Below are 20,933 nucleotides of genomic sequence, written 5' to 3'. Positions count from 1 at the left end.
TCCTCACTTCTTTTCCATGACGCATTGCAGCGGATGCTGGTGCTGTCGGGCGAAGTCCATCACCTGGCTCACCTTGGTTTCCGCCACCTCGTATGTAAATGTTCCGCATTCGCCAACGCCGTGGTTGTGGACATGCAGCATGATGCGGGTGGCACTTTCACGGTCCTTCTGAAAAAACCGCTCCAGGATGTGGATGACGAATTCCATGGGCGTGTAGTCGTCGTTCAGAATAAGTACGCGGTACAGGTTAGGCTTCTTGGTCTTCGGTTTGGTGCGCGTTATGACCGAGGTGCCGCGATTTCCGTTGTCCCCGTTCCTTTCGCTATCATCCTGCATCCGGACGGGCGTTGCGATCATTTTCATTCGTTCCTCGATCAACCCGGCGGAGCATGGGAGATGTGCTTTACCCGCCGAATGTCTGTCTACTAACTTAGTTCATAATAGAGCGATTTTAAGCCCCTTGCTTCACACTGCAATCACAATTCGCCCGCGTCAGGCGCAAAGACACAAAAATAGCGCGCAGATTTGAGACTGCCTGGCGGCAAAACAAAAAGACCGGCTGCAGATGCGTAGCCGGTCTTTGTATTTCAAGAGGTAAGAGACGTGTGCGCTAAGCTTAGGCCGCCGTCTGCGTCGCCACCGGCGCCGGCTTCATTGCCTTGGCGGCGGCCGCAACCGGCGCCTCGTAGGGCTTGTAGGCGCTCTTGGCGATGTCGGAGTACATTTCCGTCAGCTTCGTCGCTTCGGCGACAAAGTTTTCATAGGCGGACTTCACATAGCTGGTCTGCAACTCGAAGACGGCTTCGAAGCTGCGGGCGCCCGAGAGCGTCTCGAAATGCGTGACAGCGTCCTGAAAAGACTTCTTGGAATATTCGGTGGTTTCCGTGGCGATCGCCTGCATGCCCTTGGCGGTTTCCGAGTAACTTTTCAGCACCGCGTCCATGGCTTCCTTGCTCTTGCGATTCGTGTCCTCAAAATTCAGCATGACTATCCTCCTTGTCTTGCGTACTTGATCTTGCGTACTGGCCGTGCGTGGGCCTCCTTGCCCTGCCTCGACATCGAAGGTTAGCTGCACCGCACACGAAGTCAAGCGACTTTGTGCAATGCAAAACAATCATTGGTTGCGGCGGCAATTGTAACTGCGGCCCGGTTTTCGAGCGACGTACGTCTTTAATTGATTTCGCTAAAATATATCAGGCGCCCGCAACCGTAAGCTTTCAATAAAAACTCGGTTGCGAGCCGCGAATACTTTCTCGACGACTATCAGTCGAGCAGATCGGCCGGAACCTTGCCGCCGTTCTCCGACAGCTTCTTCAGAAGCGCCTTGTGCAAGAACATGTTCATCGTCGCCGAGTCGTTCTTGTCGCCGGTGTAACCGAGTTCGGTCGCCAGTTCCTTGCGCTCGGTGAGGCTCGCATCCATGCCGACCGCCTTCATCAGATCGACGATTGAGCGGCGCCAATCGAGCTTCTGGCCGTTCTTCTTGACGGCGGCGTCGAGCACCATGGCGATATCGACCGAGGTCGATGGCGCGGAGGTGGCTGGCGATGTGGGTGCAGGGGTCGGAGACGGGCTCGGGGCGGCTGAGGGCGATATCGGTGCCTGCGCGGGCTCGATCTTAGGTGCAGCGGCCGGCGTTGCCTCGGCGGCGTGCGCTTCACCCCAGATTGCGTGTTTGATCTTGTCGAAAATACCCATGTCCGGTTTCCCCTTGATGGCGCTCGAGCACATGCTCAAGCCCAAGATGGGGCGCAAGACCGGGTGGTCCAGAGCGGGACCAGCAATTTCGGCCAGGCCGCGACGCTGCGGCCCAGGCACAATCGGTGCGAGAAGGACCTCGCGACGGGATCAGAGGTCGACGTCGAGGATCGCCATCGAGAAGTTGTACGAGCGGTCGCCGTCCTCGTCATCGATGTAGACGACGCCCAGAAATTCCTCGCCCATGTAGACTTCAGCGGAGTCGTTCTTGCGCGGACGTGCCTTGACGATCATTTCCGGGTTGAACGTGCGTTTGAAATAGGCGTCGAGTTTCTTGATTTCTTCGGGCTTCACACTGCATCTCCTGAGCGGTCTCAATGGCCGCTTTTTGCATGGGAAAGATGGGCCTGTAAAGGCGCGGAGCCGGCTGTGATACCGCTTTCCCCGCCGTTCTTCAGGCCATGTTGTCGCTATGAGCGACGCGAAAACGCCTAGATGTCGGCGCCCATCACCTGGTCCACGATCACTTGATCCATGATCACCTGATCCATGAGCCTGGATGGTTCCGAACAGCCGGCCGTGCCGACCACCTTGGCGGGTACGCCCGCGACCGTCGTCTTCGGCGGCACCGCCTTCAGCACGACAGAGCCGGCGGCGATGCGCGAGCAATGACCGATCTCGATATTGCCGAGGATCTTGGCGCCGGCGCCGATCAAGACGCCGCTGGCGATCTTCGGATGGCGATCGGCCCCCTCCTTGCCGGTCCCGCCGAGCGTGACGCCGTGCAGGATCGAGACGTTGTCGCCGATGACGGCGGTTTCGCCGACGACGAGGCCCGTCGCGTGATCGAGGAAGATGCCGCGGCCGATGCGTGCGGCCGGGTTGATATCGGTCTGGAAGACGCTGGAGGAGCGGCTCTGCAGGTAGAGCGCCAGATCACGGCGGCCGCGATTGAGCAGCCAGTGCGCGAGGCGATGGGTCTGCAGCGCGTGGAAACCCTTGAAGTAGAGCAGCGCTTCCATGAAGCGCAGGCATGCCGGGTCGCGGTCGTAAACGGCCTGGATGTCGACGCGCAGGATGGCGCCCCATTCCGGCCAGTCGGCCAACATCTGGTCGAAGGTCTGGCGCAGCAGGATCGCCTGCATATCGGGATGATCGAGACGCTCGCAGATGCGGTAGATCACGCATTCCTCGAGCGAGCGATGGTTGAGCACGGTCGAATACAGAAATGCCGCCAGCACCGGATCGGCTTCGGCGGCAAGACGCGCTTCCTCGCGCAGGCTATCCCAGATCGGGTCCATCGCCTTGAGCGAACCTTGGGTCTCAAGAGGACGAATGTCTGACTTCGCGACCATCGAGGTCTCCTTGTCTTCCGAATGGCACTCCATCCGGGCATTGTATTCCGGCCGGATCGCGCGATCCGGCCACGCCACTGGCGCTTGAGTGTCACCCTATATAGGGCAAAATCCGGCTGATATAAATGGGGCGGCGGAAACAGCTTTTCGCTATTTCCGCATTTTGGTGAACGATCGTCCTTGCGCGCTCACCCTGATGTCACCGGGCGGAGAGCTCCGCGTAGAAGTCCAGCACGGCCGCCTTGAACACCTTGTCGCCGACGGCAAGCATGTGGTCGCGGCCGGGGATATCGAGCGCGCTTGCATCGGGCATCAGCGCCGCCAGTTCCTGCGGAGAGCCGGCGATATCGTCCTTGGTTCCGACGGCGACCAGCGTCGGCGCCTCGATCTTTGCCATGTCACTCCGTTCCACCAGATCGCGCGATCCCCTGATGCAGGCGGCGAGCGCCTGGCGGTCGCTCTTCGTCTGCTCGGCGAAAGCGCGGAACATGCGGCCGCGGGCATGGGTGACGCCATCGATCGACGGCGCGAGAAGCGCGTCTGCGATCGGGTCCCAATCGCCGACACCATCGGTCATGCCGATCCCGAGGCCGCCGAGCACCAGCGAACGGACGCGATCGGGCCTGCTGAGCGTCGCGAAGACCGAGATGCGCGCGCCCATAGAGTAGCCGATGAGGTTGGCTTCCGGAATGCCGAGATGATCGAGCAGCGCAATGGAATCAGCCGCCATGATCCAAGGACGATAGGCTTCGGAATCATGCGGCTTGTCGCTTGCACCGTGGCCTCTGTTGTCCATGGCGATCACCCGGTATCCGGCCTCGCCCAGCGTTTTCAGCCAGCCCGGGTAGACCCAGTTGACGCTGGCGGTGGAGGCGAAGCCGTGGATGAGCAGCACCGGCGGCCCCTCGGGACTTCCCTCATCGAAATAGGAAAGGTTGAGGCCGTCGTGCACAAAGGTTGAAAAGGCAGGCGTATTCAAGTTCATCGGGGCAGTCCTGTTTTGCCGGGACCATATTTTATCGGGCCGCTGACGGGAACCCCTGCCCCAATCAAAAAGCACGGCCCATAAGCGCCTCCAAAAACTATCGGGCGCGCCTCTCCTTTGGCTCGACACATTTCCGGCGACGCACTATAAGGTGCGCACGTTTTCAAAGGCATTCGGAGATCCCTCATGGCCGGTCACAATATCCCTCACTTCCAGAACGACGGCGGACACCGTGTCATCGAAGTCGGCGTGAAGGAATTCATGTGCACCGGCGCCTCCGTTCCCTACGACCATCCGCATATCTTCATCGACATGGGCGACGAGAACGAGAAGGTCTGTTCCTACTGCTCGACCCTTTACCGCTTCAACGGCGCGCTGAAGGCCACCCAGACGAATCCGGCCGGTTGCGTCTTCCATTTCCAGGTCGCCTAAGTCACACGTCGCTTAATTCACCGAAACACAGATTGGATCGACCATGTCGGTCGAACATGCCGCTATTATCGGAGCGGGCGTCGCTGGTCTGACGGCGGCGCTGGCACTCGCCAGGCATGGCATTCGCTCCGAAATCTTCGAGCAGGCGCCCGAGCTGACCGAGGTGGGCGCCGGGCTGCAGATATCGCCCAATGCATCGCGCATCCTCGACAAGCTCGGTGTTCTCGACCTGTTGACGCCGATCTGGCTCGAGCCGAACAACATTCGCCTGATCTCCGGCACGACCCTACATGAGTTGGCCGCCGTGCCATCGGGCCCCGCCGCCCGCGCACGCTGGGAAGCGCCCTACGGGGTGTTGCATCGCACCAGCCTGCAAGGCGCGCTGCTTACCGCCGTAAAAGACAATCCGCTCTGCACGCTTCATCTCGGCTCGCGGATCGAAAGCGGCGACATTGCCGCGATTGCCCGCGCCGGCGGCGTGATCATCGGCGCCGATGGCGTCTGGTCGAAGACGCGCGACCTTGTCGCCGACAGCCCCTCCTCTCGCTTTTCCGGCAACATCGCCTATCGCTTCACCGTCTCGGCAGCGGATGCGCGGGGCGTCCTCAACCGCGAGAGTGTTTCGGCCTTTCTCGGGCCATCGGCGCATCTTGTCGCCTATCCGCTGCGCGAGACCGACAGCTTCAACATGGTGGCGATCACCACGGGCCATGCCGCTACGCGCGAATGGCTGGCGCAGCCGACGCAGGCGCAGCGCCAGCAGTTGCTTGCCGGCTTCTCGCGCTGGAACCCGGCGCTGCTTTCGCTATTCGACAAATCGGGTGAAATGACCTTCTGGCCGCTTTACGAGGCGACGCGCGGCAAATGGCAGAACGGCCGCGACACGGTGCTGATCGGGGATGCGGCGCATGCGATGATGCCGTTTGCCGCACAGGGTGCGGCAATGGCGATCGAGGACGCCTATGAACTGGCGTCGTTTCTGGCCAAGCGTCCCGTTTCAGAAGCGCTGCCGCTCTTCGAAGCGCATCGCGTCCCGCGCGTGAACCGGCTGCGCCAACGCGGCGCTTTCAACCAGTTCGTCTATCACGCCCGCGGTCCATTCCGGATCGGGCGTGATATCGTTCTCTCACTGAAGCCGCCGCAAAGTCTCGCGGCGGATCTCGACTGGATCTACGCTTATCGCGCGATCGATTGATCAGACCGCCTTGGCGGCCGCGAAGCCGCGCTCGATATCGAGCTTGATATCGGCGACATCCTCCAGACCGATCTGCAGGCGGATCACCGGCCCCTCGGTCGGCGCCTTGGTGACGCGGCGATCGTTCAGGTTGACATGGACCGCCAGGCTTTCGAAGCCACCCCAGGACCAGCCGAGACCGAAGATCCTCAGCGCATCGAGGAAAGCATGCGCCTTCGGCTTGAAGGCGGCCTGGCCATCGGCCTTCAGCACGAAGGAGAAGATGCCGCTGGCGCCCTTGAAGTCGCGCTTCCAGAGCTCGTGGCCCGGGAAGCTCGGCAGTGCCGGATGCAGCACGGTGGCCACGTCTTCATGGCCTTCCAGCCATTTGGCGATGGTGAGCGCGCTTTCGTAGTGACGCTCGAGGCGCACGCCCATGGTGCGCAGGCCGCGCAGGATCTGGTAGGCATCGTCAGGCGCGCCGCAGATGCCGAGCGTGATGTTGGCCTCGTGCAGCTGCTCCCAGTGCTTGGCATTGGCCGAAACCGTGCCCATCAGGATATCGGAGTGACCGGACGGATATTTCGTCGCCGCGTGGATCGAGATATCGACGCCGTAATCAAGCGGGCGGAAATAGACGGGTGTCGCCCAGGTATTGTCCATCGTCACCACCGCGCCATGCTTGTGGGCGATCGCGGCGATAGCCGGAATATCCTGCATCTCGAAGGTGTTGGAACCCGGCGCTTCCGTGTGCACCAGCTTGGTGTTCGGCTTGATCAGCGTTTCGATGCCGACGCCGATCGCCGGATCGTAGTATTCGACGGAAACGCCGAGACGCTTCAGCATCGTGTCGCAGAAATGGCGGGTCGGGCCATAGACCGAATCGACGACCAGCGCATGATCACCCGACGACAGGAAAGCCAGGAACGGCACGGTGACGGCGGCGAGACCCGACGGAACGAGGATCGTTCCGGCCGATCCCTCAAGCGCGTCAATCGCTTCGCAAAGAGCATCGGTGGTCGGCGTTCCGCGTGTTCCGTAGGTGTATTTCTGCGCCCGCTGGTCCATCGCCTTGGCATTGGGAAACAGCACTGTCGACGCATGCACGACGGGCGGATTGACAAAGCCATGATAGTCGGAAGGGTCATTGCCGATATGCGAAAGGCGGGTGTTGATGCCGGCGTTTTGAAGCAGGCCGTCTCTATCTGTCATGTCTAATTAAGCCTTTGGAATGAACGCTCTTTGCGGAAGTCTTGGACCTCTCCCGAGGCGGGGTCAACCCCGCTCACGTAACGTAAAGTCGACGAACAGAACCGGCCGGTACGGCAATTATCCAGATATATCAGTGAGTTTACGCGATTTTTTTCGCCAAACGCTGCCTTTTGGGTAATCAATTGCTCATTTTGTGAGCCCCGCTCAGCAAATTGCCGAAATATCACGCAATCTTGTGGCGCGAGACTTGACCGTGGTGACATTTCCGACTGTGATAGACCCACTCGCGCCGGGAGGGTGTCGGGTCGCTTGGGGGGTCTGCATGCTTCTGCGGATGCTCCCACAATAAACAAAAGATAACGGAAAAAAGGTTGGGAAAAATGAAGATTAAGCTTCTGTCGGTCGCCATTGGCGCAGCAGTCTTCGCACTTGGCGCTTCGGCAGCTTCGGCGACGACGCTTGGGGACGTAAAAGCAAAAGGGTTCGTTCAGTGCGGCGTCAACACCGGCCTGACCGGCTTCGCGGCACCTGACGCTTCCGGCAACTGGGCCGGTTTCGACGTCGATTTCTGCAAGGCCGTTGCATCCGCCGTCTTCGGCGATCCGACCAAGGTGAAGTACACGCCGACCAACGCCAAGGAGCGCTTCACGGCGCTGCAGTCCGGCGAAATCGACGTTCTGTCGCGTAACACGACGTGGACCATCAATCGTGACACCGCTCTCGGCTTCAACTTCCGCCCGATCACCTATTATGACGGTCAGGGCTTCATGGTTCGCAAGAGCCTGAACGTGAAGTCGGCTCTCGAACTCTCCGGCGCAGCCATCTGCGTACAGTCCGGCACCACGACCGAGCTCAACCTCGCCGACTACTTCAAGGCCAACAACCTGCAGTACAATCCGGTGGTTTTCGAAAAGCTCGAGGAAGTCAACGCGGCCTATGATTCGGGCCGTTGCGACGTCTACACCACCGACCAGTCCGGCCTCTACTCGCTGCGTCTGACGCTGAAGAACCCCGACGAGCACATGATCCTGCCTGAGATCATCTCCAAGGAGCCGCTCGGCCCGGCCGTTCGCCAGGGCGACGACCAGTGGTTCGACATCGTTTCCTGGACGGCTTACGCGCTGATCAATGCCGAGGAATTCGGCATCACCCAGGCCAACGTCGACGAAATGAAGAACTCGCCGAACCCAGACATCAAGCGCTTCCTCGGTTCCGAGGCTGACACCAAGATCGGCACCGATCTCGGTCTCACCAACGACTGGGCTGCAAACGTCATCAAGGGCGTCGGCAACTACGGCGAAATCTTCGAGCGCAACATCGGCCAGGGCAGCCCGCTGAAGATCGCTCGTGGCCTGAACGCGCTGTGGAACAAGGGCGGCATCCAGTACGCACCTCCGGTCCGCTAATCGGCCCCATATGAAAGCCCGGAAAGGCGGCCAAGCCGCCTTTCCGTCTTCCAAAAAAGAAAAGCCCTAAAAGGGGCACACAGGGGAAAGGCTCGGCATGGCGCAGCAAGAGGCGGCTCACACCACACCCATATCCGAAAACGGCTGGAACTACCGGTCCGTACTCAACGACCCGAAATATCGGGGCATCTTCTTCCAAGTTCTCACCGTCGTCGCACTCGTCGGCCTCGTCTGGTGGATCGCGCACAACACCGCGGCCAACCTCGCACGCAGCAACACGGCCTCGGGCTTCGGCTTCCTGCGCGGCCGCGCCGGCTTCGAAGTCGGCCAGTCGCTGATCAGCTATTCCAGCGATTCGACCTATGGACGCGCGCTTGTCGTCGGTATCCTCAACACCATGCTGGTGGCCATCACCGGTATCATCACAGCGACCATCATCGGCTTCATCGTCGGCATCGGGCGCCTGTCGCACAACTGGCTGATCGCCAAGCTGTGCCAGATCTATGTCGAGGTGTTCCGCAACATCCCGCCGCTACTCGTCATCTTCTTCTGGTATTCCGGCGTTCTCGCCGTTCTGCCGCAGCCGCGTGAATCGCTGCATCTGCCCTTCAGCATGTTCCTCAACAATCGCGGCCTGGCCTTCCCTCGCCCGATCTTCGAGAGCGGCATGCTCGCGGTGCTGGCGGCCTTCGTGATCGCGATCATCGCCGTCATCATCATGGCGCGCTGGGCGCACAAGCGGCAGGCGGCCACCGGCAAGCCGTTCCACACCATCTGGGTGTCGATCGGGCTCATCGTCGGTCTGCCGGTCGTGGCCTTCCTCGCATCGGGACTGCCGATGTCCTTCGACATTCCCGTCGCCGGCAAGTTCAACCTCACCGGCGGCTCGGTTGTCGGGCCTGAGTTCATGTCGCTGTTCCTGGCGCTGTCCTTCTACACCGCATCCTTCATCGCCGAGATCGTTCGCGGCGGTATCCGGGGTGTACCGAAGGGCCAATCCGAAGCGGCCGGCGCGCTTGGTCTGCATCCCTCCAGCGTCACGCGCCTCGTCGTCGTACCGCAGGCCATGCGCATCATCATCCCGCCGCTGACGAGCCAGTATCTGAACCTCACCAAGAACTCGTCACTAGCCATCGCCATCGGCTTCTCGGACCTCGTCGCGGTCGGCGGCACCATCATGAACCAGAGCGGTCAGGCGATCGAGATCGTCTGTATCTGGGGTATCATCTACCTCGGACTGAGTATCCTCACCTCGCTGTTCATGAACTGGTTCAACGCCAAGATGGCCCTGGTGGAGAGATAAGACGATGTCCGTATCCAAGAACTCCTTCGTCAGAACCACAATGCTGTCGCCCGAACCCGCTCCGGCGGGACAAAAAGGCGTCACCGCCTGGGTCCGCAAGAACCTTCTGGCGACGCCGAAAGACGTCGTGCTGACGGTGCTTGCGCTGGCGCTGATCCTCTGGGCGGTGCCGCACATCGTCAACTGGCTGTTCATCGAGGCCGTCTGGTCCGGTCCCGACCGCACCTTCTGCGCCACCACCGTGCAAGGCGGCGTTCAGCCTGATGGCTGGAGCGGCGCCTGCTGGGCCTTCGTGCAGGCCAAGTACGACCAGTTCATCTTCGGCCGCTATCCGATCAGCGACCGCTGGCGCCCGACCATCGTCGGCATCCTGTTCGTTGCACTCCTGGTGCCGATGCTGATCCCTTCGGTGCCGCGCAAGGGCCTGAACGCCATCCTGCTGTTCCTTGTCCTGCCGATCGTCTCCTTCTGGCTGCTTTACGGCGGCTTCGGTCTCGAGGTCGTGGAAACGTCGCTCTGGGGCGGCCTGATGGTGACGCTGATCCTGTCCTTCGTCAGCATCGCGGTCTCCTTCCCCTGCGGCATCCTGCTCGCGCTCGGGCGGCGATCGAAGATGCCCGTCATCCGCATGGTCTGCGTGGCCTTCATTGAAATCGTCCGCGGCGTGCCGCTGATCACCGTCCTCTTCATGGCCAGCGTCATGCTGCCGCTGTTCCTGCCGACAGGGTGGACCATCGACAAGCTGCTGCGCGCGCTGATCGGGGTGTCGATCTTCACCTCGGCCTACATGGCAGAAGTCATCCGCGGTGGCCTGCAGGCCATTCCGAAGGGGCAGTTCGAGGGTGCCGATTCGCTCGGCCTCGGCTACTGGCAGAAGACCCGGCTGGTGATCATGCCGCAGGCGATCAAGCTGGTTATCCCCAGCATCGTCAACACCTTCATCGGCACCTTCAAGGATACGTCGCTGGTGTCGATCATCGGCATGTTCGACCTGTTGAACATCGTGCGCCTGAACTTCTCGGACGCCAACTGGGCAAGTGCCGTAACGCCTTTGACCGGCCTGATCTTCGCGGGCTTCGTTTTCTGGCTTTTCTGCTTCGGCATGTCACGCTATTCAAACTTCATGGAACGCCACCTCGACACTGGCCACAAACGATAAGAGCAAGGGGAAAAATCATGGCTGAAGCCCAACCCAAGAAGATGACCGTGTCGGCAACCGATGTTGCCATCGAGATCATCGGCATGAACAAGTGGTACGGTGATTTCCACGTGCTGCGCGACATCAACCTGAAGGTCATGCGCGGCGAGCGCATCGTCATCGCCGGCCCTTCGGGCTCCGGCAAGTCGACGATGATCCGCTGCATCAACCGTCTGGAAGAACACCAGAAGGGCCAGATCATTGTCGATGGCACGGAACTCACCAACGACCTGAAGAAGATCGACGAAGTGCGCCGCGAAGTCGGCATGGTCTTCCAGCACTTCAACCTCTTCCCGCATCTGACGATCCTTGAGAACTGCACGCTGGCGCCGATCTGGGTGCGCAAGATGCCGAAGAAGCAGGCCGAAGAGATCGCCATGCACTTCCTGAAGCGCGTCAAGATCCCCGAGCAGGCCAACAAGTATCCGGGCCAGCTTTCCGGCGGCCAGCAGCAGCGCGTGGCGATCGCCCGCTCGCTGTGCATGAACCCGAAGATCATGCTGTTCGACGAGCCGACCTCCGCACTCGACCCTGAAATGATCAAGGAAGTGCTCGACACCATGGTCGGTCTCGCCGAAGAAGGCATGACGATGCTGTGCGTGACCCACGAAATGGGCTTCGCCCGCCAGGTCGCCAACCGCGTCATCTTCATGGACCAGGGCCAGATCGTCGAGCAGAACTCGCCCGCCGAGTTCTTCGACAATCCGCAGCACGAGCGCACCAAGCTCTTCCTCAGCCAGATCCTGCACTAGGACTGCGACAGTAACGCTCAATGAAAACCCGCCGGGCGAAGGCCGCGGCGGGTTTTTTTATGCGCGGGGGGCGCGTGGAAATGATAGCGCCTCCTCACTCTCGGCGTCATCCTCGGCCAACGTGCCGAGGATCTAAGCACACCGCCGGGAATGCAACGGTGCTGCTCAAGGCGAGCGAACGAAGCAAAGGCGCTGAATGAGGCCGCCGGGTGCCAAGTGTCGATTGCCGTCGAGCAAATGGAGAGGCCGGCAGATGCTCGGCACAAGACCGAGCATGACGACGGAGAGGCTGGCTGACGCCGGAAACCCTTTGAAACAAAGCCCTTCCCCGCCTTGCCGTAACAGGCCGGCGGGACGGCGGATGCCGTCCCGGGGACGTTCGGCTAATCCGAAATCAGCCCTTCAGCTTGGCATTGCAGAGGCTGTAGAAGCCGCCGCCCTTCTGGATCCACTTCAGGCCGTTCAGCGTGTTGGCGTCCTTGTTGGTGTGGTAGGAATCGACGCAAGTGTGCATGCGGCCCTTGCCGGGAGTTTCCTTGGCGTATTTGGGGGAAATCGCCGTCGGGAAGGTCACGCCCTTGGGAGCGTCCATCGTCGGCTTTTCAGGCTCGGCGCCGGTCGCCATCGTAACGTCAGGCTCAGCGGTCGCATCCGGGCCGCACTGCGCCTTGCGGAAGTCGTTCCACTTCATGTCCTTGGCGGAACCATCCGCCTGCGCCGACTTGTACTTGGCGCTGCACTCTTTCATCGAGAGCGCCGAGGACGGCGTGGCAAAGGCGAGCGCGCCGAGCAGGGAAACAGAGGCAAGAATTGTCAGATGCTTGATCATGGTCATTCCTCCAAAGCCTAACATGCAGGCTAAGCCACTCTTATCCCGGCGCATTTTCTTGTCAACGCGGCTTTTTCGATGGTTGCGCGAATATTGCGTGACACCGATCCGCGTCGCCTCCAGCGTCACCGCTTGGATCGCCCTCGCCGCGCGCTATCCTTTCACGCGACCGTGAGCGGGTGTATAGTCGCGCCGCTGGTTCTTCCCTGCATTTTTATGGAGGATGACATGCGCCAACCCGACATGCAAAAAGTGGATGCCCTCGTCGGCCGGTTGGTCGGCGATATCGGCGCCGCCGTATCCGGCTCCCTGGTGGTGCTCGGCGACGACGTCGGACTGTTCAAGGCGATGAGCGACGGCGAGCCCGTGACCGCCGCCGAGCTTGCGAAAAAGACGGCGGTCAAGGAGCGTTATCTGCGCGAATGGCTCTCGGCGCTCGCCGCCGCCGATTACCTCACCTATGACGAAAAGACCGACCGCTTCCGGCTGACACCGGAGCAGGCGCTTGTCTTCGCCGACGAGGACAGCCCCGCCTTCTTCACCGGCGCGTTCCAGCTGGTGCAGGCGATGTGGACGGACGAGCCGAAGGTGGCCGACGCTTTCCGCACCGGCAAGGGGCTCGGCTGGCACGAGCACAGCAACTGCCTGTTTCGCGGCACCGAGCGCTTCTTCCGCACCGGCTACAACAACAGCCTTGTCACCGAGTGGATACCGGCGCTCGATGGCGTCGAGACCAAGCTGAAGGCCGGCGCCAAGGTGGCCGATGTCGGCTGCGGCCATGGCAGTTCGACCATCCTGATGGCGCAGGCCTATCCCGCCTCGCGTTTCGTCGGCTACGACTATCACATGCCGTCGATCGAACGCGCCCGGATGGCGGCCAAGGAGGCCGGCGTTGCCGATAGGGTGAGCTTCGAGCAGGCGTCGGCCGCAAGCTTCCCGGCCGGGCGCTACGATCTTGTCGCCATGTTCGATTGCCTGCACGACATGGGCGATCCCGTCGGCGCCGGAAAGCATGTGAAGGAAACGCTTGCGCCGGGCGGCACCTGGATGATCGTCGAACCCTTCGCGCATGATCACCTGAAGGACAATCTCAACCCTGTCGGCCGCGTCTATTACGGCGCCTCGACGATGATCTGCACGCCCGCCTCGATGTCGCAGGAGGTCGGACTGGCGCTCGGCGCGCAGGCCGGCGAAACGCGATTGCGCAAGGTGGCACTCGACGCCGGCTTCAAGCATTTCCACCGCGCAACCGAAACACCGTTCAACATGGTGTTCGAGGTTCGCGCTTGAAAGAGGCCGCACTCCACGGCCCGGACAGGATCGACGCATCGCATACGCTGAAAATAGCCATTAACTATCAAACGGATAGGGAAAAGATCAGCACATCGCCATTTTTATGCGTTTTGCCGCTTGCGGGAATCCAAGTGCCTGATTATAAGGGCGCCACCACGAAGGAAGCGCCCTTCGTCTATCGGTTAGGACACCAGATTTTCATTCTGGGAAGAGGGGTTCGACTCCCCTAGGGCGTGCCACTTCTCTCTTCGTTGCCATTGATAACGAACGACTTTTTCCAAATTTCTCCATAAGTGACATAGCGGACGAACCGTTCGGCTCGATACGTTATTTCGCATCGGGCATCGCCGTCTCGTATCAGGCGCGCACCCTGCGGACGCGCGCCCTCTACCGACCTCAATCGCGATATTGCGGCTCCTCGGCGTCGAGCATGCGCTTGATCGCCTCCAGATGCAGCCGCGCGGATTCCGGGTCGCCCTCGCGCATCTGGCGGTAGGCGGCCTCGGCGATATCGGGGGCGACCGGCAGGACCTCGCGGCCGGTGGAGAGCGCCAGCGTCTGCACCTGGCAGGCGCGCTCGAGATAATAAAGATCGTCCCAGGCTTCGGCGATGTTGGGCGCCAGCACCATGACGCCGTGATGCTTCATGAAGACGATGTCGGCGTCGCCGATCGCATTGGCGATGCGGTCGCCTTCGCGCTCGTCCAGCGCCAGGCCGTTGTAATCGCGGTCATAGGCGGTGCGGCCGTAGAATTTCAGCGCCGTCTGGCCGGCGAAGATCAGCGGCTCGCCCTCGGTCATCGACAGCGCCGTCGCATAGGGCATGTGGGTGTGGAAGGCGACGCGGGCGCGCGGAACGCGGGCGTGGATGCGGGCATGAATATAGAAGGCGGTCGCCTCCGGCTCGCCCTCGCCCGAGACGACGTTGCCGTGAAAATCGCAGATCAGAAGCTTCGAGGCGGTCAGCTCGCGGAAGGCATAGCCATAGGGATTGACGATGAAGAGGTCGTCATAGCCGGGAACGAGCGCCGAGAAATGGTTGCAGATCCCCTCTTCGAGCCCATGGCGCGCCGCCATGCGAAAGCAGGCCGCCAGATCGGCGCGAGCCTGCCAGACCTCCTCGGTGTCGAGCTCCGGCTGGTTGGCGCCGGAGACGCCGCTCGCCGCGGAGGACTTGTTCAGGGAATGCGCCATATCGATGCTCCATTGCGATTGAATGTCAGGCAGTAAAAATATGCGGGCGGAAACTCAGGCCATCGGCAAGCGTCGCCTGACGATCGCGGCATGGTAGCGTGCTCCGGGCAGAAGGCCAGCGTCGTTGAAATCGAAATCGGGATTATGCAGCGGCGCCGAGCTTTCGCCATTGCCCATGAACACGAAGCAGCCGGGCACGTGTTCCAGGAAGCGCGCGAAATCCTCCGATGCGGTCATCGGTTCGACGGCGACCTTGACGTGGTCAGCCTGCAGGACGGTGCGGGCGGCGGCCATCGCCTCCTCCACCAAGGTGGCGTCGTTGATGAGCGGCACGAATTCGCGCGTGTAGCGGGTTTCGGCCGTCACGTTGTGGGCCATCGCCGTACCCTCGGCGATGACGCGCATCTGCCGCTCGATCTCGGCGCTCACCTCCGGGCGGAAGCTGCGGGCATCACCGAGAATGCGGGCGAGCCCCGGCAGCGCGTTGCGGGTGCCGTCGGTGAGGAGTTCGGTGACGGAGACCACGGCGATATCGGCGGGGCTCAGCCGGCGGGAGACGATGGTCTGCAGGTTGGTCACCAGCGCGCAGGCGGCGACCAGCACCTCGTTGCCCGATTGCGGCCGAGCGGCGTGGCCGCCGAGCCCCGTGAGCACGATCTCGAAGTTATCCTCCGCCGACATGACCGGCCCTGCCCTGGTCTCGAAATGCCCGACCGGCAGTCCCGGCATGTTGTGCAGGCCGTAGATTTCCTCGAAGGGGAAGCGCTGCATCAGCCCGTCGTCGAGCATGGCGAGTGCGCCCTTGCCCCACTCCTCCGCCGGCTGGAACACGAAGCGCACGGTGCCGTCGAAACCTCCCTCCTCGGCCAACAGTTTGGCGGCGCCGAGCAGCATGGCCGTGTGCCCATCATGGCCGCAGGCGTGCATCGTGCCTGGCACCTGCGAGCGGTAGTGTGCCTGTCCCCGCTCGGTGATACGCAGCGCGTCCATATCGGCGCGCAGTGCAATCGCGCGATTACCGGTGCCGCGTTTGAGCGTGCCGACAACGCCGGTGCCGCCGATCCCTTCCGCGACCTCGAGGCCGAACGAACGCAGCTTATCCGCCACGAAGGCCGCGGTCCTGGTCTCATCAAAGCCGAATTCCGGATGCGCGTGCAGATCACGTCGCCATACGGTCATTTCATCGCTCAGCGCTTTCAGGTCGGTCATGTCATCGTCTCCCGATCATGCAGAGAGGTCGCGGACGACATCAAGCAGGATGTCGGCGCCGGCGACAAGGTCATCGGCATCGGTATGCTCTCTCGGATTGTGGCTGATGCCGTCGCGGCTCGGAACGAAGATCATTGCCGAGGGCGCGATGCGGGCAATCATTTGCGCGTCGTGGCCGGCACCTGATGTCATCCGGCGCGACGACAGACCGCGTCGGTCGGCTGCCTGCTCTACCAGCGCCACGATAGCTTGGTCGAAGGTCACCGGCTGGAAACGCGCCAGCCGCTCGACGGAAACGCCGAAACCATCGCGCAATGCCAGCGCATCGAGAAAGGCGGCAAGGGTCGCCTCCTCCTCGCGCAGACGCTGCTCGTCGGGACTGCGGAGATCGACGGTGAAGCTTGCAAACGACGGGATGACGTTGATGGCGTTCGGCTCGAAGGCCATGCAGCCAATAGTGGCGACCACGGGAATGTCTGACGCCGTGGCGCGCTGGCGCAGGAAAACCATCACCTCGGCGGCGGCCTGACCGGCATCCGAGCGCATCGACATCGGCGTCGTGCCGGCATGGTTGGCCACACCTGATATCGTAACGCGCTGCCAGGAGATGCCCTGCAGGGTCTCGACCGCGCCGACCCGCAGCCGCTCGCGCTCCAGCACCGGCCCCTGCTCGATATGCAGCTCAACATAGGCTTTCGGCCTGAGAAAGCCGGGCTCGAGATCGCCGGCATAGCCGATGCGCGAAAGCTCCTCGCCCAACACCGATCCGTCCGTTCCGACGCTTGCAAGCGCCGCCTCGACCGAGAGCCCGCCGGCATGAACCAGCGAGCCCATCATGTCGGGCGCGTAGCGCACGCCCTCCTCGTTGGTGAAGGCCGCCACCGCGATCGGCCGCGATGGTACGAAGCCGTTTCGTTTCAGCGTTTCGATCACCTCCAGCCCGGCGATCACGCCGTAGCAGCCGTCATAAATGCCGGCGTTGATCACGGTGTCGATATGCGAGCCAAGCAGCAGCGGCGCTTCGTCGGCGGTAGGCTCTTCCGTCCAGATCCCGAAGATATTGCCGATGCGATCTATTTTAACCTCAAGCCCGGCGCCTTTCAGCCAGGAGACCAGCAGATCGCGGCCAGCGCGGTCCGCATTCGATCCGGCGAGCCGCGTCAGCCGGCCATCCTCACGCCCGACCTCGCCCAGTTCGCGAATGCGCCCGAGCATGCGCTCGCGATCGATGGAAGCAAGGCTCATGCGGATATCTCCATGCGGTGACCGACCTTATCCGGTGCGATCCCGACCAGCTCCTCGTAGCGTTGCGGATCGGTGGCGCCCTCGGTGTTGATGACGAAGACGCGCGCCGTCTCATCGAGCCCGAGCGCCGCCTTGGCCTCCGGGTCGGACAACGCCGCGATCAGCCCGGCCAGGCCCGCGCCGCCGCTTTCGCCCGAAACGATGGCCGGATCGCCGGCAACGGGGCGCGCCAGCCGGTTCATCACCGCGATCGCGTCCTCATCCTCCACAGTCATGAAACCATCGGCAAGCCGGCTAAGGATACGCCAGGCGATCGGCGACGGCTCGTAGCATTCGAGCATCGCCATGACCGTCGGCTCCGAATGGGCGACGGCGACAGGCCGCCCCGCTCTGGCCGCCTCCAACATGCAGGCGGCGCGGGCCGGATCGACGACGGTGAAAACAGGCTTGTTCTCACCGAACTCAAGCGCCAGATGCGCGGCCACGGCCGCCGCGATGCCGCCGACGCCGCATTGCACGAAGACATGGGTCGGCACTTCGGGAAGCTGTTGCAGCGCCTCGCGCACCAGCGCCGTGTAGCCCTGCATGACAAGGCCGGGGATGCGCTCGTAGCCCGGCCACGCGGTATCGGACACGATCGTCCAGCCGTTTTCGGTGGCGACGCGGGCGGCTTCCGCCACCGAATCGTCATAGGTGCCTTCGACGCGGACCATCTCGGCGCCATAGCGGGCGATGGCGGCGACGCGCTCGGCGCTGACGCCTGCATGAACCGAGATGACTGAGCGGGCGCCGACCAGCTGCGCACCCTGCGCCACCGAGCGGCCATGATTTCCGTCCGTGGCGCAGGCAAAGGTCATCGCGGCGGCCACGGCTCTCACCTCAGGCGCCTGCAGTTCCGCCATGTCGACCGCGCGGCCCAATCGCTTCGACGCCTCGTCGAGCACCATGCGGGCGACCGCATAAGCGCCGCCGAGCGCCTTGAAGCTGCCGAGCCCAAGCCTGTGGCCCTCATCCTTGACGTGTATGGAGGCGATGCCGAGCGCCTGCGACAAGCCCGGCAGGGCATGCAATGGCGTCGGCTTATGGCCCTCGCGATGGCTGAGATAGTTTTGCGCCTGGTCGGCGCCCTCGGGGCCGAGCATGTCGGCATCGGTTGCGGATAGCGGCTTGCCGAAATCGATGTGCGTGTTCTTCAAAAACATGTCGATCCCTCCTGTCCATAAAGATATATTGCAGGAGGCGCGAAAAAGGCGCTGCAAAACGGCCCTTGTTTTGCAAGTTTGTTTCGTGGAGCCACCATGTCCGCCGATGGTCTCGACCAATTCGACATCGCCATTCTGAAGATCCTGCAAGAGGACAACACGACGCCGCAGCGGGTAATCGGCGAGGCGGTCAACCTGTCAGCGCCGGCGGTGCAGCGGCGCATCAAGCGGATGGAGCAGAGCGGCGTCATCCGGCAGAATTCGGCCCTGCTCGATCCCGCGAAGGTCGGCCAGCCGATCACCATCTTCGTCGAGGTGGAAGTTGACAATGAGCGGGCCGATCTGATCGATGCGCTAAAGCAGAGCTTCGCCGAGGCGCCCGAAGTGCAGCAGTGCTACTACGTGACCGGCGAGGCGGATTTCGTGCTGGTCGTGCTCGTGCCCGACATGGCTCATTATGAGCGGCTGACGCGGCGGCTGTTCTTCGACAGCGGCAACGTTAAGAAATTCAAGACCTTCATCGCCATGGACAACGTCAAATCGACGCTGACGGTGCCGCTCTGACGGGAATGGCTCAGCGCGCGATGGCGCCATCCATCACTCGCAGCTGGACGCGGCGCGAGCCCTGATAGTGATTGTCGCCGAGCGAGCCCGCCACATGAAGGTTGGCGCCGCGCGAGTTCAGGAGCAGGTTTCCGAGCTGCGTATCGGCGGCGCGGAAGGCGATGCCGTCGAGGCGGGCGCCGTCCATGGCTTCCAGCGTCACCTTCACATGCTTCTCTCCGACGATCCTCGAATCGCGAACGCGATGGGCGGGGATGGCGAAGATCGGCTGCGAATGGCCAGAGCCGTAAGGGCCCGCCGTTTCCAGGCGATCGATCAGATCGATCGTCGCGCCGCTGGCGCCGATCGCGCCGTCGATCTTCAGCGTCTCGTTGGCCACCAGCGCTGCCACGGTCTTTTCGGCGCGTTCCGAGAAGAAGCCACGCAGCCGGCCGAGCTTGTCGCGTTCGACGGTGAGGCCAGCCGCCATAGCATGGCCGCCACCCTTGACCAGCAGCCCTTCGTCGACCGCCGCGCGGACCATCTTGCCCATGTCGAAGCCGTTGATGGAGCGGCCGGAGCCGGTGCCTTTGCCATTGGGGTCGAAGGCGATGGCGAAGGCCGGGCGCTTGAACTTTTCCTTCAGTCGCGCCGCGATCAGGCCGACGATGCCGGGGTGCCATTTTTCATGCGCGGTAACGATGACGGAGGCGCCGCTGCCATCGCCATATTCGGCGTAGGCCTCGGCTTCGGCCTCCTGCAGCATGTTGGCTTCCATCACCTGGCGGTCGCGGTTGAGCTCGTCCAGGCGCTCGGCGATGGCCTCGGCTTCGCCGGTATCGTCGAGTGTCAATAGCCGGCTACCGAGTGCCGCATCGCTGATGCGGCCGCCGGCGTTGATGCGGGGGCCGATGAGGAAGCCGAAGTGATAGGGCGTCACCGGCCCGGCCAAGCCCGCCTTGCGAAACAGCGCCGAGAGACCGGCATTGCCCTGGTGGCGGGCGGCGATCAGGCCCTTGACGACATAGGCGCGGTTCAGGCCCTTCAGCGGAACGACGTCGCAGACGGTGGCCAGCGCCACGATGTCGAGCCATTGCAGGAGGTCGATGCTGCGCGCCTTCGGATGGCCGGCCTCGCGCAGCAGCCTCAGTGTGGCGACCAGCACGAGGAAGACGACGCCGGCGGCGCAGAGATGCCCCTGCCCCGACAGATCGTCCTCGCGGTTCGGATTGACGAGCGCATGGCACTGCGGCAGGTCATGTGTCACCTGGTGGTGATCGATGACGACGACGTCGACATGACGCTTGGCGGCCGCCGCCAATGCCTCGTGGCTGGTGGAGCCGCAGTCAACGGTGACGATCAGGCGGGCGCCGTTGTCGATCAGCTGATCCATGGCAGCGGGGTTCGGGCCATAGCCTTCGAAGACGCGGTCGGGGATGTAGATTTCGGATGTCACGCCGAAATGGCTGAGGAAGCGGTACATCAGCGCCGAGGAGGATGCGCCGTCGACGTCGTAATCGCCGAAGATCGCCACCTGCTGGCGCGTGTTGATGGCATCGACGATGCGCTTGGCGGCCTTCTCGCAATCGGTCAGCTTGTAGGGATCGGGCATCAGCGAGCGCAGCGTCGGGTCGAGGAATTCGACCGCCTCGTCGACGGTGACGCCGCGGCCGGCAAGCACGCGGGCGATCAGATCCGGCAGGCCGTGCATCTGCGACATGGCGAGCGCCCGGTTCTGCCCGGCCTGGTCCAGCCGCGAGATCCAGCGATTGTCGAGAACGGATTTCTCGACACCCAGAAAGGCGCGCTGTACCGGATCGGCCGGGATATCCATTGTGTCGTCCGAGTGTCTTCGTGTTTGCCGTCGTTAGATGGTTCTAACGATCCTGAAGCGCAAACGAAA

The 20,933-nt window shown here is 62.4% G+C and carries 21 protein-coding genes and 1 tRNA gene; 9 read left to right on the top strand and 13 right to left on the bottom strand.

What is annotated here, in order from left to right:
* Positions 1-3: 3 nt before the first annotated feature.
* From clpS to QTL96_RS00720, 6 genes are all read right to left on the bottom strand, one after another.
* Complete coding sequence (clpS, locus tag QTL96_RS00745; RefSeq protein WP_018900019.1) at positions 4-357, bottom strand: ATP-dependent Clp protease adapter ClpS; 354 nt, start codon at positions 355-357, stop codon at positions 4-6.
* 259 nt (positions 358-616) lie between these two features.
* Positions 617-985, bottom strand: a complete 369-nt coding sequence (locus tag QTL96_RS00740; RefSeq protein ID WP_111561398.1) for a phasin family protein — start codon at positions 983-985, stop codon at positions 617-619.
* Positions 986-1,263: 278 nt separating this feature from the next.
* Complete coding sequence (locus tag QTL96_RS00735; RefSeq protein WP_111561397.1) at positions 1,264-1,698, bottom strand: DUF3597 domain-containing protein; 435 nt, start codon at positions 1,696-1,698, stop codon at positions 1,264-1,266.
* A gap of 150 nt (positions 1,699-1,848) precedes the next feature.
* Entirely contained in the window at positions 1,849-2,052 is a 204-nt protein-coding gene (locus tag QTL96_RS00730; RefSeq protein WP_018900022.1) for a DUF3126 family protein, read from the bottom strand.
* Positions 2,053-2,189: 137 nt separating this feature from the next.
* On the bottom strand, positions 2,190-3,053 hold the full coding sequence (gene cysE, locus QTL96_RS00725) for a serine O-acetyltransferase (RefSeq protein WP_289726325.1): 864 nt from the start codon (positions 3,051-3,053) through the stop codon (positions 2,190-2,192).
* A gap of 199 nt (positions 3,054-3,252) precedes the next feature.
* On the bottom strand, positions 3,253-4,038 hold the full coding sequence (locus QTL96_RS00720) for an alpha/beta hydrolase (RefSeq protein WP_289726324.1): 786 nt from the start codon (positions 4,036-4,038) through the stop codon (positions 3,253-3,255).
* A 186-nt stretch (positions 4,039-4,224) separates the two neighbouring features.
* Here QTL96_RS00720 and QTL96_RS00715 point away from each other — a divergent pair, with 186 nt between their 5' ends.
* Together QTL96_RS00715 and QTL96_RS00710 are read left to right on the top strand one after the other, a co-directional pair.
* Positions 4,225-4,470: a zinc-finger domain-containing protein gene (locus tag QTL96_RS00715; RefSeq protein WP_018900025.1), complete on the top strand. Its 246-nt coding sequence runs from the start codon at positions 4,225-4,227 to the stop codon at positions 4,468-4,470.
* A gap of 43 nt (positions 4,471-4,513) precedes the next feature.
* The gene (locus QTL96_RS00710) at positions 4,514-5,665 is read left to right on the top strand and encodes an FAD-dependent monooxygenase (protein ID WP_289726323.1); all 1,152 of its coding nucleotides are present in this window, start codon (positions 4,514-4,516) and stop codon (positions 5,663-5,665) included.
* Here the strand turns inward: QTL96_RS00710 and QTL96_RS00705 are convergent, their stop codons facing one another.
* Complete coding sequence (locus QTL96_RS00705) at positions 5,666-6,856, bottom strand: cystathionine beta-lyase (protein ID WP_289726322.1); 1,191 nt, start codon at positions 6,854-6,856, stop codon at positions 5,666-5,668.
* A gap of 380 nt (positions 6,857-7,236) precedes the next feature.
* Between QTL96_RS00705 and QTL96_RS00700 the strand changes: the two genes are divergently transcribed.
* The 4 genes from QTL96_RS00700 (at position 7,237) to QTL96_RS00685 (ending at position 11,515) form a co-directional block, all read left to right on the top strand.
* Positions 7,237-8,262 carry an amino acid ABC transporter substrate-binding protein gene (locus QTL96_RS00700; RefSeq protein WP_018900028.1) on the top strand — a complete coding sequence of 342 codons (1,026 nt, stop codon included), beginning with the start codon at positions 7,237-7,239 and terminating at the stop codon, positions 8,260-8,262.
* 97 nt (positions 8,263-8,359) lie between these two features.
* Positions 8,360-9,565 carry an amino acid ABC transporter permease gene (locus QTL96_RS00695; RefSeq protein WP_289726321.1) on the top strand — a complete coding sequence of 402 codons (1,206 nt, stop codon included), beginning with the start codon at positions 8,360-8,362 and terminating at the stop codon, positions 9,563-9,565.
* A gap of 4 nt (positions 9,566-9,569) precedes the next feature.
* Positions 9,570-10,724, top strand: a complete 1,155-nt coding sequence (locus tag QTL96_RS00690; RefSeq protein ID WP_047510196.1) for an amino acid ABC transporter permease — start codon at positions 9,570-9,572, stop codon at positions 10,722-10,724.
* Positions 10,725-10,741: 17 nt separating this feature from the next.
* Positions 10,742-11,515: an amino acid ABC transporter ATP-binding protein gene (locus tag QTL96_RS00685; protein ID WP_018900031.1), complete on the top strand. Its 774-nt coding sequence runs from the start codon at positions 10,742-10,744 to the stop codon at positions 11,513-11,515.
* A 394-nt stretch (positions 11,516-11,909) separates the two neighbouring features.
* Here the strand turns inward: QTL96_RS00685 and QTL96_RS00680 are convergent, their stop codons facing one another.
* Positions 11,910-12,344 carry a hypothetical protein gene (locus tag QTL96_RS00680; RefSeq protein WP_289726320.1) on the bottom strand — a complete coding sequence of 145 codons (435 nt, stop codon included), beginning with the start codon at positions 12,342-12,344 and terminating at the stop codon, positions 11,910-11,912.
* 228 nt (positions 12,345-12,572) lie between these two features.
* Between QTL96_RS00680 and QTL96_RS00675 the strand changes: the two genes are divergently transcribed.
* Both QTL96_RS00675 and QTL96_RS00670 read left to right on the top strand, forming a co-directional pair.
* Positions 12,573-13,634, top strand: coding sequence for a class I SAM-dependent methyltransferase (locus QTL96_RS00675; protein WP_289726319.1), 1,062 nt, complete (start codon positions 12,573-12,575; stop codon positions 13,632-13,634).
* Between the two features lie 167 nt (positions 13,635-13,801).
* Positions 13,802-13,876 (top strand) — tRNA-Glu (locus QTL96_RS00670).
* Between the two features lie 157 nt (positions 13,877-14,033).
* Here QTL96_RS00670 and QTL96_RS00665 read toward each other — a convergent pair.
* The 4 genes from QTL96_RS00665 to QTL96_RS00650 are packed head-to-tail and all read right to left on the bottom strand — an operon-like array spanning position 14,034 to position 18,487.
* Entirely contained in the window at positions 14,034-14,831 is a 798-nt protein-coding gene (locus QTL96_RS00665) for an aldolase (protein ID WP_289726318.1), read from the bottom strand.
* 54 nt (positions 14,832-14,885) lie between these two features.
* Positions 14,886-16,040 (bottom strand): M20 aminoacylase family protein, encoded by a 1,155-nt coding sequence (locus QTL96_RS00660; protein WP_289726317.1) that lies wholly within the window; start codon positions 16,038-16,040, stop codon positions 14,886-14,888.
* 15 nt (positions 16,041-16,055) lie between these two features.
* Positions 16,056-17,285 (bottom strand): Zn-dependent hydrolase, encoded by a 1,230-nt coding sequence (locus tag QTL96_RS00655; RefSeq protein ID WP_289726316.1) that lies wholly within the window; start codon positions 17,283-17,285, stop codon positions 16,056-16,058.
* Positions 17,282-18,487 carry a diaminopropionate ammonia-lyase gene (locus tag QTL96_RS00650; RefSeq protein ID WP_289726315.1) on the bottom strand — a complete coding sequence of 402 codons (1,206 nt, stop codon included), beginning with the start codon at positions 18,485-18,487 and terminating at the stop codon, positions 17,282-17,284. Before QTL96_RS00650 ends, QTL96_RS00655 begins: the two co-directional genes overlap by 4 nt.
* Before the next feature lie 96 nt (positions 18,488-18,583).
* Between QTL96_RS00650 and QTL96_RS00645 the strand changes: the two genes are divergently transcribed.
* A complete protein-coding gene (locus QTL96_RS00645; RefSeq protein WP_018900038.1) occupies positions 18,584-19,051 on the top strand; it encodes an Lrp/AsnC family transcriptional regulator in 468 nt (155 codons plus the stop codon).
* A gap of 10 nt (positions 19,052-19,061) precedes the next feature.
* Here the strand turns inward: QTL96_RS00645 and recJ are convergent, their stop codons facing one another.
* Positions 19,062-20,864 (bottom strand): single-stranded-DNA-specific exonuclease RecJ, encoded by a 1,803-nt coding sequence (gene recJ / locus QTL96_RS00640; RefSeq protein WP_289726314.1) that lies wholly within the window; start codon positions 20,862-20,864, stop codon positions 19,062-19,064.
* Between the last annotated feature and the right edge of the window lie 69 nt (positions 20,865-20,933).

The organism is Rhizobium sp. S163 (assembly GCF_030380805.1).
Taxonomy (GTDB): Bacteria; Pseudomonadota; Alphaproteobacteria; order Rhizobiales; family Rhizobiaceae; genus Rhizobium.
This window is presented reverse-complemented; position numbering and strand designations above follow the sequence as displayed.